Source organism: Heliophilum fasciatum (assembly GCF_004341395.1).
Lineage (GTDB): Bacteria > Bacillota > Desulfitobacteriia > Heliobacteriales > Heliobacteriaceae > Heliophilum > Heliophilum fasciatum.
This window is the reverse complement of sequence record NZ_SLXT01000006.1, coordinates 142,141-157,687: the sequence shown is the minus strand read 5'-3', so window position 1 is coordinate 157,687 and position 15,547 is coordinate 142,141. Positions and strand designations below refer to the sequence as shown.

General features: G+C 53.0%; 8 protein-coding genes. 4 read left to right on the top strand and 4 right to left on the bottom strand.

Annotated features, from left to right (window positions below; all coding sequences use genetic code 11):
- Positions 1 to 290 precede the first annotated feature (290 nt).
- A complete protein-coding gene (locus tag EDD73_RS04965) occupies positions 291 to 1,517 on the bottom strand; it encodes a TolC family protein (RefSeq protein ID WP_131918668.1) in 1,227 nt (408 codons plus the stop codon).
- 242 nt (positions 1,518 to 1,759) lie between these two features.
- Between EDD73_RS04965 and EDD73_RS04960 the strand changes: the two genes are divergently transcribed.
- The gene (locus EDD73_RS04960) at positions 1,760 to 2,509 is read left to right on the top strand and encodes an SLAP domain-containing protein (RefSeq protein WP_131918667.1); all 750 of its coding nucleotides are present in this window, start codon (positions 1,760 to 1,762) and stop codon (positions 2,507 to 2,509) included.
- A gap of 77 nt (positions 2,510 to 2,586) precedes the next feature.
- On the opposite strand, the gene EDD73_RS04955 is transcribed toward EDD73_RS04960, so the two are convergent.
- Together EDD73_RS04955 and EDD73_RS04950 are read right to left on the bottom strand one after the other, a co-directional pair.
- The gene (locus EDD73_RS04955; protein WP_131918666.1) at positions 2,587 to 4,836 is read right to left on the bottom strand and encodes a copper amine oxidase N-terminal domain-containing protein; all 2,250 of its coding nucleotides are present in this window, start codon (positions 4,834 to 4,836) and stop codon (positions 2,587 to 2,589) included.
- Between the two features lie 182 nt (positions 4,837 to 5,018).
- A complete protein-coding gene (locus EDD73_RS04950; RefSeq protein WP_165876332.1) occupies positions 5,019 to 7,352 on the bottom strand; it encodes a copper amine oxidase N-terminal domain-containing protein in 2,334 nt (777 codons plus the stop codon).
- A gap of 191 nt (positions 7,353 to 7,543) precedes the next feature.
- Here EDD73_RS04950 and EDD73_RS04945 point away from each other — a divergent pair, with 191 nt between their 5' ends.
- From EDD73_RS04945 to EDD73_RS04935, 3 genes are all read left to right on the top strand, one after another.
- Positions 7,544 to 9,706, top strand: coding sequence for a tetratricopeptide repeat protein (locus EDD73_RS04945; RefSeq protein WP_131918664.1), 2,163 nt, complete (start codon positions 7,544 to 7,546; stop codon positions 9,704 to 9,706).
- A 224-nt stretch (positions 9,707 to 9,930) separates the two neighbouring features.
- Positions 9,931 to 10,527, top strand: a complete 597-nt coding sequence (locus EDD73_RS04940; RefSeq protein WP_131918663.1) for a sigma-70 family RNA polymerase sigma factor — start codon at positions 9,931 to 9,933, stop codon at positions 10,525 to 10,527.
- 6 nt (positions 10,528 to 10,533) lie between these two features.
- The gene (locus EDD73_RS04935; RefSeq protein WP_131918662.1) at positions 10,534 to 11,511 is read left to right on the top strand and encodes a hypothetical protein; all 978 of its coding nucleotides are present in this window, start codon (positions 10,534 to 10,536) and stop codon (positions 11,509 to 11,511) included.
- On the opposite strand, the gene EDD73_RS14795 is transcribed toward EDD73_RS04935, so the two are convergent.
- Entirely contained in the window at positions 11,508 to 15,464 is a 3,957-nt protein-coding gene (locus EDD73_RS14795) for a S8 family serine peptidase (protein ID WP_165876331.1), read from the bottom strand. The two genes, EDD73_RS04935 and EDD73_RS14795, sit on opposite strands and share 4 nt — an antisense overlap.
- Positions 15,465 to 15,547: the final 83 nt, after the last annotated feature.

The window sequence follows — 15,547 nt, the reverse complement described above, 5'->3', positions numbered from 1 at the left end:
TGTTTTTCTTTACCTTTGCGGTGATCTTGGCTGTTTATTTTTGTGTGGTTCGTTGTACACCACAGTATTTCGCAGATGCTATGTTTTTTGGGGGGGCGATTCGAGAAAAATAATTTTTACGCAATAATTAAACATAAAAAACGACCTCCCATATACGCAGGAGGTCGTTCTCTCGTTATCTATGATTACTGTTTTATTCTTATTTTATCTTTATATTATCGTCATTATCTTATCGTCCCCGAGCTAATCATCTGACAATCAGCCGACAAGTACCTGATAAAACCTTGCGCTTAGTTCCAAGCCCATGGCTTTTCTAAACCGATTTTGAGGAGTTCATGTTGCCACATGGCATCAAAATAGGCCTGTTCAGCGCTCAAAAGATTAGCACGGGCAGACAAAAGCTCTCCTTGAGTTGCCATGCCAATGTTGAACTTGAGCTTCGCGATATTTTCATTTTGCCGGGCCACACGCAACGCTTCTTCCAAGCCTTTAATTTGTTGTTCATAGGTTAAGATGCCACTGGAGATTTGTCGTACAGCAAGTTCGTGTGACTGCTTTGTCAGAGCAACGGCAAGCTTGCCTTTTTGTACATCGATGCCACGAACAGCATAAGGACCACCGGATGGGTCATACACGTTACGTACAGACACAGCAAGATCCAGTTGGCCTTGACTGCTGACCAGAGCAGGGCTCTCGGCGAGGGCTTTACTGATATAGTGTTCAACATTAATTTCCTCGACAGGCTGGTAGTTTGCCTGATCAGGCAAAACCGGTCGTGCGTCAGCAGGTAGTCCTACAAGATCGTTGAACTTATGGTAGGCATCGTTAAGGCCTTCCTGCGCCGCTTGCAATGCTTTTTGCTTACCGATCGTATTTGCTGTTAGTTCCACTTGATTGGTTTTGCTGATTACACCAAGATTCAGTTGCAAGCCTACATTTTTTTGCTGCCACTGGGCATACTTATAGGCAGCTTCTGCCGATTGTACCTTGGCAAGATTGCGTTGAACATCGGCATATTTTTTGGCAACTTGGACACCCACACTGTCTTTTTCAGCACGCAGGTCAGCTTTGGCGTTGTTCCAGTTGATATCGGAAGAAAGCAAACTCGTGAAGGATTGAATGGATGCGTTAACCTGCGAAAAACTGCTGCTTGACGGCTGTCCGAGGCTGCCCATATTCATTTCCTTATCATCGCGAATTTCCCAAGTACGATCGACATTCGCTTGCTTTAACTGGATATTGAGGCTTTTCGCTAAAGCACGATTCAGCGCCTCCGACAGAGATAGGGTCAATGTATACTTATCATTAGCATCAACTTTAGGAAAGCGTCCCACCGTTAACTCCGGTGCGCCCTGGTTAATGACGGCTGCCGAAGCCGGTGCTGCACTGACCATCGGTGACAGTGTACTCGCACCCGTTGACTGTTCACTGCTGATAGCCGCCAGGGCTAGAACAGGGTTCATCACAACAGTGGCCGTTAAAACAAAGGCGGTTACGCTTTGTTTTAAATTATTCATTATTATTCCACCTACTTAAAATATGTACTGAATGGTCATTTATCTTAAGTCTACTCGATCTAATACAGGCCGTCAAGAGAAGACGGTACAGTGTTTTTTGCTTCGCTTTCCTCGTGTCCCGTCATCTTCGCCTCGCCATCTACACCAAAGGATCGGTCTTATTTTCCAGGATCGTCTATAATAAAAGCATAAAATCGTCTATAATACTGGCAAGAGCTCATTTTAATATTGGAGGTACATTCATGTCAGAATCGAACCAAGAGCCTCAAGCAGTGGCTTCTGCTTCGCCAACACCGGAAACGGGCCGCATCTATTTGCGCGACACCCAATTGACCGACAACGGCGATCAAGTGCAGGCAGTACTTACGTTAGAAAATACTTTAACGATGCCGCTGATCGCAGTCAAACTGCCCGTCTCGTTGCTTGACGCTGAAGGCACGGCGCACTATCAAACAATCATCGATCTTTCATCCCTAGGAACGGTTCCTCCAAAAGGGCAACTGTCCGGGACAGTATCCTTTCCCTGGGAAGATAAGCCATCGGCTATCACCTCGATGGAAGGATGGCAGATGGTCGTCGATACCGCCCGTCTGTCTGAAGTTGACGTTAAAACGTCTTTTTATGTCTATGATCCCGATGAGTTGCTAACGAGTAAGGGGAAGACAAGTGTGGAACTGCAGTTAGCCCGTCTGCAACCACCGCAACCCGGGGAAATGCGCGTGATTTCTTTGACAGCGGAGATGTACGAAGGCGCTTTACTGGTTCGCCTTTTACTGTGCAACAGCACAGGCCAGGAGATTCGTTTGCCTGAACTTCCCGTTGTAATCATCGATAAGCTTAACCGGCAAATTGCTGCCGGCTCGCTTGTAGCTGAACAGCTTCAGATCCCGCCTTATGCAGCACGGGTAATTGGCACTGCTTTTCCACCGGAGGCGATCCTTGTGCCGGAACCGAATCTTGAACAGTGGTCTGTTGTTTTACCTAAGCAATAAAATAAATAGAAAACGATATTCGCGATTATTGAAGCAAGCCCAGATCCGAGGATCCGGGCTTGCTTCTTTTCCATGTTTTACTTGATCGTCACTGTTTTCGTTGCTTCGTCATAAGTGATAGCCGTTCCTAGTACACGAGCAACATAAGCCACTGGCAACATGGTACGGCCAGCGACAAGTTCAGTTGGCACCTCCATGGGAATAATCGCACCATTAAGTTTCAATTCTTTTTTCCCGATTGTCATTTGCGCAACTAAGCTACCTTTGATCAAAGTGACCGTTCCTGAATCCGGATCGTAGATGATGTTATCACTGGGAACACCTAGTGCTTCAGCGACATAGCGCACAGGCAGGTACGTCCGCCCGTCTTTAATGTAGGGCGCAACATCCATCGTCTTTTCTACGCCACTGCTTGTATAGCGTGTGCTGTTAATTTGGAAACTACTTTCAAGCCGAACTTCCGAAGGAGCTGCCGTAATCAATCGACCGATCACAGCCGATGCTGCTGTACCTCGCCCCATGAATCCTGATTTATTGACGGCAGAGCCACGCACCTTGAGAACAATATCCCCTTCCGGCACAGTGCGGTTGGTCGTCAATCTTATGTTTGATACTTTGATTGTTGACGGTGTTGTCGATGAAGATCGGATATTAAACCGTAAGCTGCCTTGTGTACCGTCAGAACCGTTAAGATTAGTCGTAACACTTCCGCTTTCGATCAACAAATCCCCCGATACAACTTCCACCGTAGGCGTACCACTGAAGAATACACCAATAGGTAATTGCAAGTTGACGGTAGCATCATTAGGCGCTTCGACTTCCGATCCGAGTTCCGACTGATCTTTATTAAAAGCTTCTTTCGTTCCTTCTGTGATCAAGATATCACCGATCGGTTGATCACCGAGCCCCAAAGCGATTGATCTAACTTCTGAAACGGATACTGTTGCTACCGGTGTAACTTTCGCTAAGACAATCTTGCCGTTAATACCTGCCGTACCGCCTACTTCCACAGCTAAATCACCAGAAAAATCGGCAGCAGTAGCAATTTGTGCTTTTTCATAGATTAATCTTGCGGCCGAAGTCGATTCACTGCCGCCAATGGTTGCTTTTAAAATTCGGTTCGCATCTTCACGATCAACAACTGACCAGGTAAATTCGTTCAGCCCACCATCCTTGCTCTCGCCACTTCGTGTTGGTAGTTGCAGCGGTTCGCCTTCTAACCCCCAGCGTGCCCCTTCGGGCAAAGTTAATGTAATGGTACGGTTAGGAATGAGACTACCCGGAACTTCTTCTTCGATTTTAAATGCGCCAATCTGTGATATAGTATCACCATTTTTACCGGCTGAAATTGTAGGAATATCACCATACGATGTAACATTCGTACTGTAATCACCGTACTTGGCAATGGTAAATGAAGATGGCGTAGTTGTCGTCGATCCGGAAATGTTAACAACAATATCACCTTTTTTAGCAATGGATTCATCAACAGATATGGTTGCACCGATTAAAGTAAAGTAGGCTGCATTTTGACTGGCGCTGGTTGCATTGATAATTAGTTCGCGATCATCACTACCTTCACTGATCGTCATGCCCATTTCCGCAGGCGTTGACCCCCAGACGGACTGTAAGGTTCCTGTACTCTCCCAAGTAAATCCGGAAGGAAGCTTCAACTTAATACTTGTTCCATCTGGCTTTAAGGCACCGGTACGGTCCTCTTTAAAGTAAATGGTGTCTAATCTTTCGTTACCGGATGATGTGATCGTTTTGACGTCATCTACACTTACCGATACAGAACCAGAACCGACGGTACCGACAGTGATCGCAGTATTGGTAAATACACTGTTCGAAGCCGCTTCCGCTTTGATCCTTACGTCACCTGATGGTAATCCATTAGCTTTCATGTCAGGAAAATCGACAATCAGTCGCCCTTCACCGATGGCTGAGAGCCCGTCGGGCAACGGTTCAGTAGCATAGGCTGAAACAGTAACTTCGACAAAATCGTTGCCGCTACCAGCACCGTTGAAATTGCTGTTCGTTACGGTAGCTGCTCGAAACTGGTTAGCTAAGCCGGAACCAACGGTAGGCACGCTCAAATTAACGTTAGAAGAGGTCATTCGCAAATCCGTAGGCAATGTAAATCTAAGCTTATCTTGACTCGTCAAGGTATCCGGCGGAACTGTAACAACAATCCGCACCCCTGTTAGGGTGCCACTGGAATCAATAAGTCGAACTGAATTCACGTTGTAGGTGGCGGCTAAGGCCGGCAGTGCTAAAGACAAAGCTACCGCGGACGATAATACAATTGCTGCAATTTTGTTTTTCAACATACGGGAATACCTCCTGTCCTAAAAAGCGATGCCTATGTTGATTTCGGAAGCATGCATTCGTCATCTTATCTGTTTAATTCTTAGACAGTTGTAGCTAAGATAAAGTTCCTTAAGCCTACATGGTATCCAAAGGCAAAAGACCCGGATCCAAAATGGATCCGGGTCTTTTGCGTTAGCGCAAATTATTTCACGGTGACAGTTTGGGTAGCTTCGTCGAAAGCTACGCTTGCACCCAGCGCTTGAGCGATGTAGCGCAAGGGCAGCATGGTGCGATCCGAGGAGATTTCAGCAGCTACATCCATTTGAATGGTAGCGCCGTTGATTTTCAGCTCTTTGCTGCCAATGGTGAATTGAGCAACAGTGGAGCCTTTGATCAGGGTTACGGTGCCGGTAGCGCCGTCGAAGATGATGTTATCGCTGGTGACGCCAAGAGCTTCAGCGACGAAACGAACAGGCAGGAAGGTGCGGCCGTCTTTGATGTACGGAGCAACATCCATGGATTTTTCTACGCCGTTAACGTTGTATTTGGTGTCGCCAATCTTGAAGGTTGCATCGGGTTTGACTTCGCTAGGAGCCGGGGTAACGAGTTTGGCAACGACAGCCGAAGCAGCGGTGCCGCGACCGGAGAAGGCCGACTTGTTAACAGCGGAACCACGAACTTTGACAACGATGTCACCTTCGGGCACAGTGCGGTCAGAGGTGATTTTGACGTTGGAAATTTTGATGGCCGACGGGGTGGTCGAGGAAGACTTCACGCGGAAGCGCAGGCTACCTTGGCTGCCGTCAGAACCGTTTTGGTTCACAGTGATGCTGCTGGTTTCGATCAGCATGTCACCGGAGGTTACTTCTACTGTCGGGGTGCCATCGAAGAACACGCCAAGGGGCAGTTGGACGTTGATGACGTTGTCTTCAGTTGTGCTACCTTCAACAGTGGTGCTCAGAAGGGTGTTGTCTTTATTGAAGGCTTCTTTGATACCTTCGGTGATGGTGATGTCACCGATAGCTTGAGCGCCCAGGCCCAAGGTCACAGGCTTAACTTCCGAAACGCTTACCGTAGCGGAAGGAGCAACTTTAGCCAGTACGAGTTTGCCGGTCATGCCTGCAGTACCGCCAACTTCAACAGCTAAATCGCCGGAGAAGTCAACAGCTGTAGAAACTTGGGCTTTTTCCAGGATGTACTTAGCTGCAGTTGTCGAGTTGTTTTGGAGAATATCGAAGGTACCTTTCAGGATACGGCCTGCATCGTCTTTGTCAACGATGGTCCAGGAAATACCGTTAACGCGACCTTCTTTGGTTTCACCGTTTTTGGTGAAGCCAGCATAAGGCGACGCACTGTTCGGTGTGTTCCAACGAGCACCTTCGGGCAACGTCAAGGTGATGGTGCGGTCGTCGATCAGGCTGCCAGCGATTTCTTCTTCGATTTTGAAGGAACCGATTTCAGAAATGGTGTCAAAGTTTTTACCGGCAGGAATTGTCGGTACGTCACCGTAAACGGAGACATTCGTGTTGAATTCGCCATAACGAGCAATCGTGAAGGAACTGGGCGTAGTGGTGGTTGCGCCGGATACGTTGACGATTACGTCACCTTTTTTAGCAACGGACTCGTCTACGTTGATGGTTGCGCCATCAAGACGGAAGTATGCAGCTTGGCTGGAGAGGCTGTTGCCTTTGATGATCAGTTCGCGCTCATCGCCAGCGGTGGTATCAACAGTAGCGATACCAGAAGTACCCCAGATGGAGTTTACCGAAACTGCAGCTTTGTTAGCCCAGCTAAAGCCGGCAGGCAGTTTCAGCTTGATGCTGGTGGGATCTGTTTTCAGCGCAGCGCTGCGATCTTCTTTGAAGTAGATGCTGTCAACAGGTTGGGAGTTGGAGGAGGAAATGTTTTTGATATCATCGACGCTTACGGCTACCGATCCGGAACCAACAGTGGCGATGGTAATCGATGCATTAGAGAATGCACTGTCAGAAGCTGCTTCAGCTTTCAGTTTTACATCGCCAGTGTTGAGGCCGCTTGCTTTCAGTGCGGGGAAGTCGATGACCAAACGGCCTTCACCGAGTGCTGCGGGGGATGCGGGATCGTTTGCTTTGTAAACGGTGAACTCAACATAGTTGTTGCCGCTTGTTCCCGTACCACCGAGAGCAACAGCGCTAACGTTTGTGAATTGGTTTTTCAGGTTAGCACCGATCATGGGGGTGCTGAACGTGCCACCAATGGTAGCAAAGTTAGTACCCGTCGGCATGGTCAAATCTGTAGGAAGAGTAAAGCGGATTTTTTCAGGAGTGTTCGCTTTCAGGGTGTTCGCAGGAACGGTTACGATAACACGAAGACCGGAAATCGAGCCGCTAGCTTCGATTTGGGAAACTTTGTTTACTTCATAGGTGGACGAAGCAAACGCGGGCAGTGCCGAGGTCAATGCCATCGCCGAGGACAGCACGACAGCAGCAATTTTGTTTTTCGAAATCACTGGAAAATACCTCCCATAATATTTTGTGTATGTTTTGGTCTTAGACATTGATGAGCTCTCCATCAGGCAGCTGCATCTACCTTTCAAAAACGCTCTCAATTTGTCGACCTGTACCTTTGACAATCGAGGTTCCCAAAAAGTTCCCCCGTTCCGTAATTTTTTTTATGTTACAATAAAAAAAGTTCTTCTTCTGGTAAATCCGTACTCTCTACTGTCCATTTGATGAGGAGTGTGACCTTATGATGCACAAACCCTGGGCTCTAACCGGTCTGCTGCTGCTTTTTTTAACGCCGTCGGCTTGGGCTGCCGACAGCATCTCTCCTTCCGGTTATGTCAGCTTCGGCATATCGTTAAACCAACAACACCGTCATACCGAGGCAGAAGCTGCGTACCGCCAAGCATTGGCGCTAAAACCAACCTATATCGAAGCGATCATTGGCTTGTCACAAACTCTGATGATCGAAAACAAATTCGATGAGGCTGCACTGCTTTTGGAACAAAAGATGGCTACAACCAAAGACAGCCGTCTCTTTGCTAATCTAGGCGAGGTTAAGTATCTGACCGGCGACTACCCAAAAGCCTTGTCCTTGTATCAAACCGCCGTTGATCTCAGTCATGCTGCATCTGCCTACGACGGCTTGGGACGGAGCCACATCGCATTACATAATTTGAAGGAAGCAGAAGTCGCTTTCCGGGCGGGCGTCGCCATTGATCCCAATACTGTATCCAATCATATCAACCTGATCAATCTCCTGATCGACACTGATCGTGGAGGTGATGCTGACGCATCCATCCGCTATGCCCAGAGACTCGGTCACCATACTGCCGCGCTCTATAAAGCCATAGGCCGCTTGGAATGGCACCGCCAGCATGTTGATGCTGCCGTGGCTGCCTTCGATGAAGCGGCGCGCATTGATGCCACCGATGTCACCATTCCCTTACTTTCAGGTGATCTCTACGCCAAACAGCGCAATTGGCCCATGGCCGAACGTTATTACCGGCAGGCGCTGAAGATCGCACCGAAGCAAGGTGATATTGCCGCGAAGCTTGCGGCAGCTTTGCGGGAACAAGGACATTTAGCCGAAGCAGCCGCAGTTTTAACGAATGAGCCCGTTGCCAATACCCTGTCTACAACGTTTTTGCTGACCCAAGCCGCCGTGCTTGCTCAACAACAGGACAGTGCCGGTGCTGAATCAGCTTACCAAAAGGTACTCGCCCTCAACCCTTCGTCAGTGCCGGCTTACCTCGGCCTTGGTCAACTCTACGCCCGTGTCCACCGCGACGGCGATGCCGCGAAAATCCTCACCACAGCCGCCCAACTGGCTCCCCAAAACACCGATGTCCTCTTCACTCTCGCTGAAGTGCAGCGGCGCCGCCAGATCAGTTGGTCGGCCCTCGATCTCTATCAACGCGTCATCGCCATTGATCCCACGCACGTCCAGGCACGACTCGGTCTCGCCTATCTTTACGTCGATCTAAGGCGCTACAGCGAAGCACAAGCATTATTCGAATCACTGCGCCTGGAAGATGCGTCTAAATTCGAACCTTGGCTTGGCTTAGCCCATAATTATCTCCGGCAAGGCCGTTATGGTGAAGCGCTGCCGCTCTATGATCGCGCCAGCACTCTCACTAACCACAACGCCCTCATCTACCAAGGCCAAAGCATCATCCTCCAAGCGCAAGGCCGCACGGAAGAAGCCACGACCAAGCTCAAACTGGCCCAGCGCTACGACCCCATTTCCACTTCGCCGCTGGCCTACAACCACTTGCCCAAGCCAGTGATCACCTTCCACCCCGCGACCGGCCCCGCCCCCTTAACAGCACAAGTGGACGGACTGGCATCAACCGACGATGACGGCAAGATCACCGCGCTACGCTGGGAATGGCCCCAAGGCGCAGAAATTGCACCGGGCACTTCCTCAACAGCAACGCAAGCCACCGTAACCTTCCCCACCCCTGGCGAATACACTTTTAAGCTCTATGCCACCGATAACCACGGCGCCGAAGTGCGTACGCAAAAAACCATCACCGTCTCCGGCACGATCGCCATCGTGCTCGATGGCAAGCTCTGGGCCATCCCGCCCGACCAAGGCCAAGCCCAGATTCGCCACAACCGTGTCCTCGTCCCGCTGCGCGCTGTTTTTGAAGCCTTTGGTGCCGACGTCACCTGGGATAGCGCGGCCCAAACCGTAACCGCTGTCCAAGGAAACCGCCGAATTAGCTTGACAGCGGGCTCCATGACGGCCCGCGTCAACGGCGAAGAGCGCCAGTTGGATGTTCCGGCGATCATCGATGAGTCAACGGGGCGCATGCTCGTTCCCCTGCGTTTTGTCGCCGAGTCCCTTGGCGCTAAGGTCGACTATCAAGGTGCCACCCAAACCGTATTGATCGATCGGCCATAAGCCGCCCGCTCCTCAACTACCTTCGTTCTCCATTGATCTGAATTTGAATTAAATGAATCTGACCCGCTGCTATGATCCTCACCTGTCGCCCCCGCCCCCAACCCTTCGCTCCCTCGATCCCCAGAAAAGTTCCGCCTCCCTCTTCCCCAGGCGGAACTTTTCTCGTCCCGCGATTGTCAAAAGAATAGCCGGGGCAAGATGCCATCCCGGAAGGAGAGTCTCCCTTGGAAGATGTACGTGTTCTTGTGCAGCAGGCCCAACAAGGCAATACTGCTGCCTTCGAACAACTGGTTGTACGGTATCAGCATCAAGTTTACGCGCTCAGCTACAGCCTGGCCGGTAATTACGCCGATGCCCAAGACTTGGCGCAAGAAACTTTCGTCAAGGCCTACGGCGCCCTCGGCAGCTTTCGGCTGGAAGCTGATTTCGGTACATGGTTGCACCGGATTGCCGTCAACACCTGGATCAACATGCAGCGCAAGATGAAACGAACGTCGGCCCTCTCCTTGGATGAGCCACTGACACTGGGCAGTGGCGAAGTGCAACGGGAATTGGCGGCCACCGCTGAGAACCCCGAGGAGATCCTGGAATCCAAAGAGTTTCAATCAACGGTACGCCATGCGTTGATGCAACTCTCCGAAGAACATCGTGCCGTGCTGGTCCTGCGGGAAGTGCAGGGCTACTCCTACGAAGAGGTAGCGCAAATCCTCGATTGTACCTTGGGCACGGTCAAGTCACGGATTAACCGGGCACGACAAGCGCTCAAAGAAAAATTATCCGCAGTTTCGCCGACCGAATTACTGCGTAAGGCGAGGAGGTGAATGGTTATGGTCTATGATGATCCTTTTGATCCCCACTGGCAACCGATTGGCCGCGCGTTACGCGCGATGAACCAACCGATGGAAGCACCGCCCGATTTTGTGGCCGGCGTGATGAAGCGCATTCAACCACAAACACAACGGCGCACCTTCTGGCAACGTCTGGACAAAAACAGCAAAAAAGCGGTCAGTGTCGCCGCCGCTTTAGCGGCAGTGACGGGCAGTGTCTGGGGACTGACGCTCCAGGAAGCCGCACCGCCCATGGTCGCCCACGTGGAGCCAAACACCCTTTCTGCCGCTTCGCCCGTAGCAGCGGATCCGAAGGCGACGGCGGAACCGGGAACACCGGCAGCAACAACGCCCCAAACACCGGCCCCGCTGGTCACAGGTGGCGCCTTAGAAGCGAAAGCACCGGTACCGGCCCTTTCGCCAGTCGGCAAACCACTGGAACCGGTCTTGGCTACCTCACCCCCGACCTCGGCTCCCACCGGAGAACGAGCACTGGCTCAGACCGAATCAACAGTTCCCGAACGGGTGCTCGTGAGCAAACAACGTACTCTTACTCGCACATCAATCAAGTTGCAGGTGCCTAGTCGAGTAACAGCTGAACAAGCGCTCCGTGCCTTGGCCCAACGAGTTGGCAGTTCGTCGCCGACCTCCGTGCCCTTAGATGCCGGTACCGCCCAAGTCACCCTTTTCCAGCTTACTGTTGACACCACCAAAGCCGATCTGCTCAATGAACTGATCGCCACCGTGGGAACCATCATCGATCGCCAACAAGAGGTCACATCGCTTACTGACGATTATAATGCCGCCTTAGCCCAGCGCCGCGAACTACAAGCGCAGCGCGATAGCACTGCCGATACGGCAGGGCGCCAAGCACTGACGGCCCAAATCACATCGCTGGAAGCACAACTGGCCCAATGGGATCAAGATGCGTCCAAGCAACGCTGGACGATTTGGATAGAAGAAAAAGGAACCCCCTAGAGGGTTCCTTTTTCTTCTTTTTTTTCACTTTGTCCTGCAAAAAATTGGCGGATACTTTGCATCAACTGCGCACCTTGCGCGCGGGTAAGGGGCGCCGATGGATCGCGGTTCATCCATTCCGGCAAGATTGCCGATTCATTTAGAATCGTCGCCACAGCACGCCGGCAAAGCGCCAGTGCTTCTTGGCTCTGCACCGGGCCTTGTAAAGCAACCATCTCTTCTGCGTGGAGGAGCCCCTGCCGGAGTGCCATCGTGACCACATCTCCAGCCCAGCTTGGCACATAGTCCGGTATCTTCACAACATTGGTTTGCTCCTGCTTTTGCCACCCCATCGTACGCACCAACAGTTGTAACAACTCCAAGCGTGTGAGGCGGTTATCGGGGTGAAAGCGGCCCGCTTCATCGCCTTGCACGATCCCTGCTTCGGCAAGACTACGAATTTCCTTTTCTAAGGGATGACCTTGAATATCAGGAAAATCGCGATGCCCGATCGCCGGGATACTTACATATTGGCCGTTCACACCGCCGGTGGCGCGATCAACGGCAACTACACGGATCAAAGGAGGCGCCGTTTCGGCGGCAAGGGGCCGGTTAAAACGCCCCTGCTGATCGGGAACCAGCGATGCCAGGAGTTGTCCCTCTTGGCCATAGAGATACACTTGATCGGCTTTGGTATGGCCGGCAACAAACAAGCGCTGCCCCGCTTGTACGGCAGCGACTTGTAACGGCGGCACCGTTACCCCCGGTAGGGTCTGCGCTTTGGCCGCAATCGCTACGGCCGGTACCGTTCCGGTCGGCAGTAAGGTGATCAGTTGGACTTTTTCACCAGCACGCAGATCCTCAAGCTGAACCGGATAGCTGTTTTTTTGGATAACCATTCGCTCACCGGCCCGGTAACGGTGATCATCGTCCAAGCGAAGTTCACCAGTGGCAGCGTTCCATGTGCGCCACCGGCCTTGCGCCGTGGCTGTTTCCACCGTTTCCACGCGCTCAATGGCGGACCGAACCGGGGTCACTTCCGGCGGGCGGCTTCCTGGCGGGACAGGTGGCGTAAGATAAAGCCATCCCCAACCACCTTCAGGCAAGTTGGCCGGCTCTACCGTCATGCCCCAGCGCCAAACCGTAGTTGCCGAGTCCAAGGTATAGTGCTGCACTGTGCCTCGCGCCGGTGCAAAAAGCAAAGTCGCTTGCGGCCCGCCCAGATAGGCCATCTGGCCCCAGCGCAACTGAGCGTCACTCCAAGTGTGCAACTCGATGATCGTCCCGGTATCGGGCAGCACCACCGCACTAAGCACACTGCCCGGAGAGATCCGGGTCAGATCGCCGGCCTGCCCATCATGAATCACCTGCGCCCCGGCAAGCAGCGGATAGGTTTTGCCATCTTCCAAGGTAATCGTTCCCGCCTGTGGGTCAACGGCTTGCACAGGGCCTTGCAAAATCGCCCGTTGGATGCTCAGATGCTGTACTTTGCCACTGGTGGGACTGATCAAAAGGCGCACGCTCATCCCCGGTAACGGCGAAGCGCCGTCTACGGCCAGCGGTGGTAAGGAACTCTCACCGATACGCCGATCTTCATAAGTGACGATCATGGCCGGCTCAAGCATGTAGGTCTGGTTATCGCGCAGCAAGCGCACGGTGTTCCCATGGCGATCTATTCCCTGCAAAATGCCGCGAACTTCCCGGTAGGCCCCATCGACGTGCCAAATCGTTTGCCGTGCAGGGTTGATCCAGGCCATGACTTCCGCACCGGTCGGTAACGCTTGCACCGTCGATGCCTGCCGGTTGATCCGCACAAGGGCGCCGGGGTTTACGTAGTATCCCCCTTCACGGGTCAATGGCCCACATTCAAGCAGCATGGTTTGACCTTGATCGCTCACGGCTTGCACACCGCCGGCGGGACGCCAGCGCCGCGCCGCAATGTACACCGCTTCGTCAATATGGTAGACGTCACCGCCCAGCGGCGGTTGGTCCGGGTTATAGGGCACAAGCACACCGTCAACGGCCAACTTGATCTTTCCTTGCTCCGGTGTAAGTACACCGCCGCCGTCCAAGTGTAGCAGCGGCTTACCTTGTGAAGTGCTTCCCTCACGAAGCACTTGTTTTTCCACGGCTTGTCCGTAAACCAGTGCATAGTCTTGGGACGGTTCGGGAGCCAATGCCGCCCTGGCACCACGACTGCCTAAGGCGCGCACCGCTGAGGCGCGCACCTTGATCTGATAGGTGCCCGGTTGCGGCGACGGTAGATAAATATGCTCCACGTTGTTTTGGCGATCGGCACCTGCCTGGCCAAGAAAATGGTTGCCGTACAGGGCTTTTCCGTCCGGTGTGATGATCGATACATCCAGGTCATTGACGAGTGTGCTACCGTCAGTCCGACCGGCCGGATCGGTCCAGGCCAAGGTGATTTTTAAGGGTTGGCCGCTTTGGTAGATCGTAATCGGATAAAGCCGTTCTTCGCCTGTATGTAGCCCTTGCGTTTCATCACGGTAGGTCATGGTTTTTTCGGCCAACGCCAGGACCGTGCCAGCAATATCAAGACCGGCCAACCCGCCGGCAGTAGGCCCACTGCTGGGTGTTTGCCCGCCGTTAATCAGCAAGGCTTTCAGTAACGCTGCTGACGGTCCCGATCGGGTGCCCTCGGATGGCTCGGAAGGGGGGTTCGCTGATGGCCCGGGGCGAGTATCCCCCTCTGGACCAGTACGGTTGCCTACCGATAGTCCGGAGCGAGTACCCACGGAAGGGCCAGATCGGGAGCCCGCCACTGACTCACCAGGGCTGTTTTGCCGCCCTGTAGCTCCTTGCGGCTCCGGACTTTGACGGAGATACCCCCGCAAAAGTGCCGTCGCGCCGCCCGTCACGGCAGCGGCCATGCTCGTGCCTTGCATGCGGGCATAAGCATCATTGGGCGCAAAGTTTTTGGCCATATCGCGGGCTCGTGGCGCAATCAACGCATCGCCCGGTGCCAGAATCTCCGGTTTGATGCGCCCATCGCTGGTGGGGCCACGACTGGACAGTTCAACCGGCTGATCCGGTGCCACCCACGTTTGATCAAAAGCCGGCCGTGGGCTTTGACTGGCGCCGACAGTCAAAGCATTTTTGCTGGCCCCTTCCGCCGTTACTGAACCCGGCTGAGGGCCGTTGTTACCGGCACCATAGATGATCAACATATCGGGATAGCGCCGTACAAAGGTATCGATCTGGGCGCTGCTGTCTTGGTAGTTGCTTTCACCGCCCCAACCGTCGACGTGGATGCGGGCTCCGGCGGAGTAGGCCGGATAAAAAAGATCATCGAGCCGGGCTGGCGGGCTGACGCGGCCGGCTTCGTTAACGATATCTTGCACATACAAGCTGGCACCCGGCGCCATACCACGGTACTTACCGCCCGAAGCAGCGCCGCTGCCAGCGATCAAACCGGCCATGTGCGTGCCATGACCACTTTGATCGCGCGGCACAGCACGACCTGACCAGGAACGCAACATCACGACGCGGGGAATCCGTCCCGGCGCCGAACGAAAATCCGGATGCAGATCATTTAAGTTGCCGCTATCCAGGCCACTGTCAGCCAAGGCAACCAGTTCACCTTCGCCGGTGAGGCCCATGCGAGTCAGCCAGCCCGGTACAGCCAGGGCATTGGCACCGGTCATGTCCCGCGCCCGGTCGCTGAGCAACTGTCGGGCCGACGGAGCAGCGCTTCTGTCGGTCGCCGGATCTACAGAGGGCGCTGCCGCTACCGGGCCGACGGGGTGTACGGCCGCAGCGACTCCGTGATTCCCTGTAACTGTTGAGACTTCCAAACCTACGGCCGGACCAGCGACTATGGGACCCCCTGTAGCCGCTGGGACTTCCAAACTCACGGCCCCAGCGGCAGCAGAGAGTGGCGGAACCAGAAACAGACTTAGCGAAAGCACCGCGCGAAGTGCGATGGCGCTCCCTTTCGCTACTTGAATCGGCATGTTCGCTACGATGATCGTTCATCTCCTTACGCCGCTTTCTCGGCAGGTAGCGATTTTTTTGGCTATCTATTAGGATACACTTT

What these genes read in the sequence shown, in the direction of transcription:
- EDD73_RS04960 (WP_131918667.1), top strand. Translation starts at nt 1,760, where the DNA reads ATGTCAGAATCGAACCAAGAGCCTCAAGCAGTGGCTTCTGCTTCGCCA.
- EDD73_RS04945 (WP_131918664.1), top strand. Translation starts at nt 7,544, where the DNA reads ATGATGCACAAACCCTGGGCTCTAACCGGTCTGCTGCTGCTTTTTTTA.
- EDD73_RS04955 (WP_131918666.1), bottom strand. Translation starts at nt 4,836, where the DNA reads ATGTTGAAAAACAAAATTGCAGCAATTGTATTATCGTCCGCGGTAGCT.
- EDD73_RS04965 (WP_131918668.1), bottom strand. Translation starts at nt 1,517, where the DNA reads ATGAATAATTTAAAACAAAGCGTAACCGCCTTTGTTTTAACGGCCACT.
- EDD73_RS04950 (WP_165876332.1), bottom strand. Translation starts at nt 7,352, where the DNA reads ATGTCTAAGACCAAAACATACACAAAATATTATGGGAGGTATTTTCCA.
- EDD73_RS14795 (WP_165876331.1), bottom strand. Translation starts at nt 15,464, where the DNA reads ATGCCGATTCAAGTAGCGAAAGGGAGCGCCATCGCACTTCGCGCGGTG.
- EDD73_RS04935 (WP_131918662.1), top strand. Translation starts at nt 10,534, where the DNA reads ATGGTCTATGATGATCCTTTTGATCCCCACTGGCAACCGATTGGCCGC.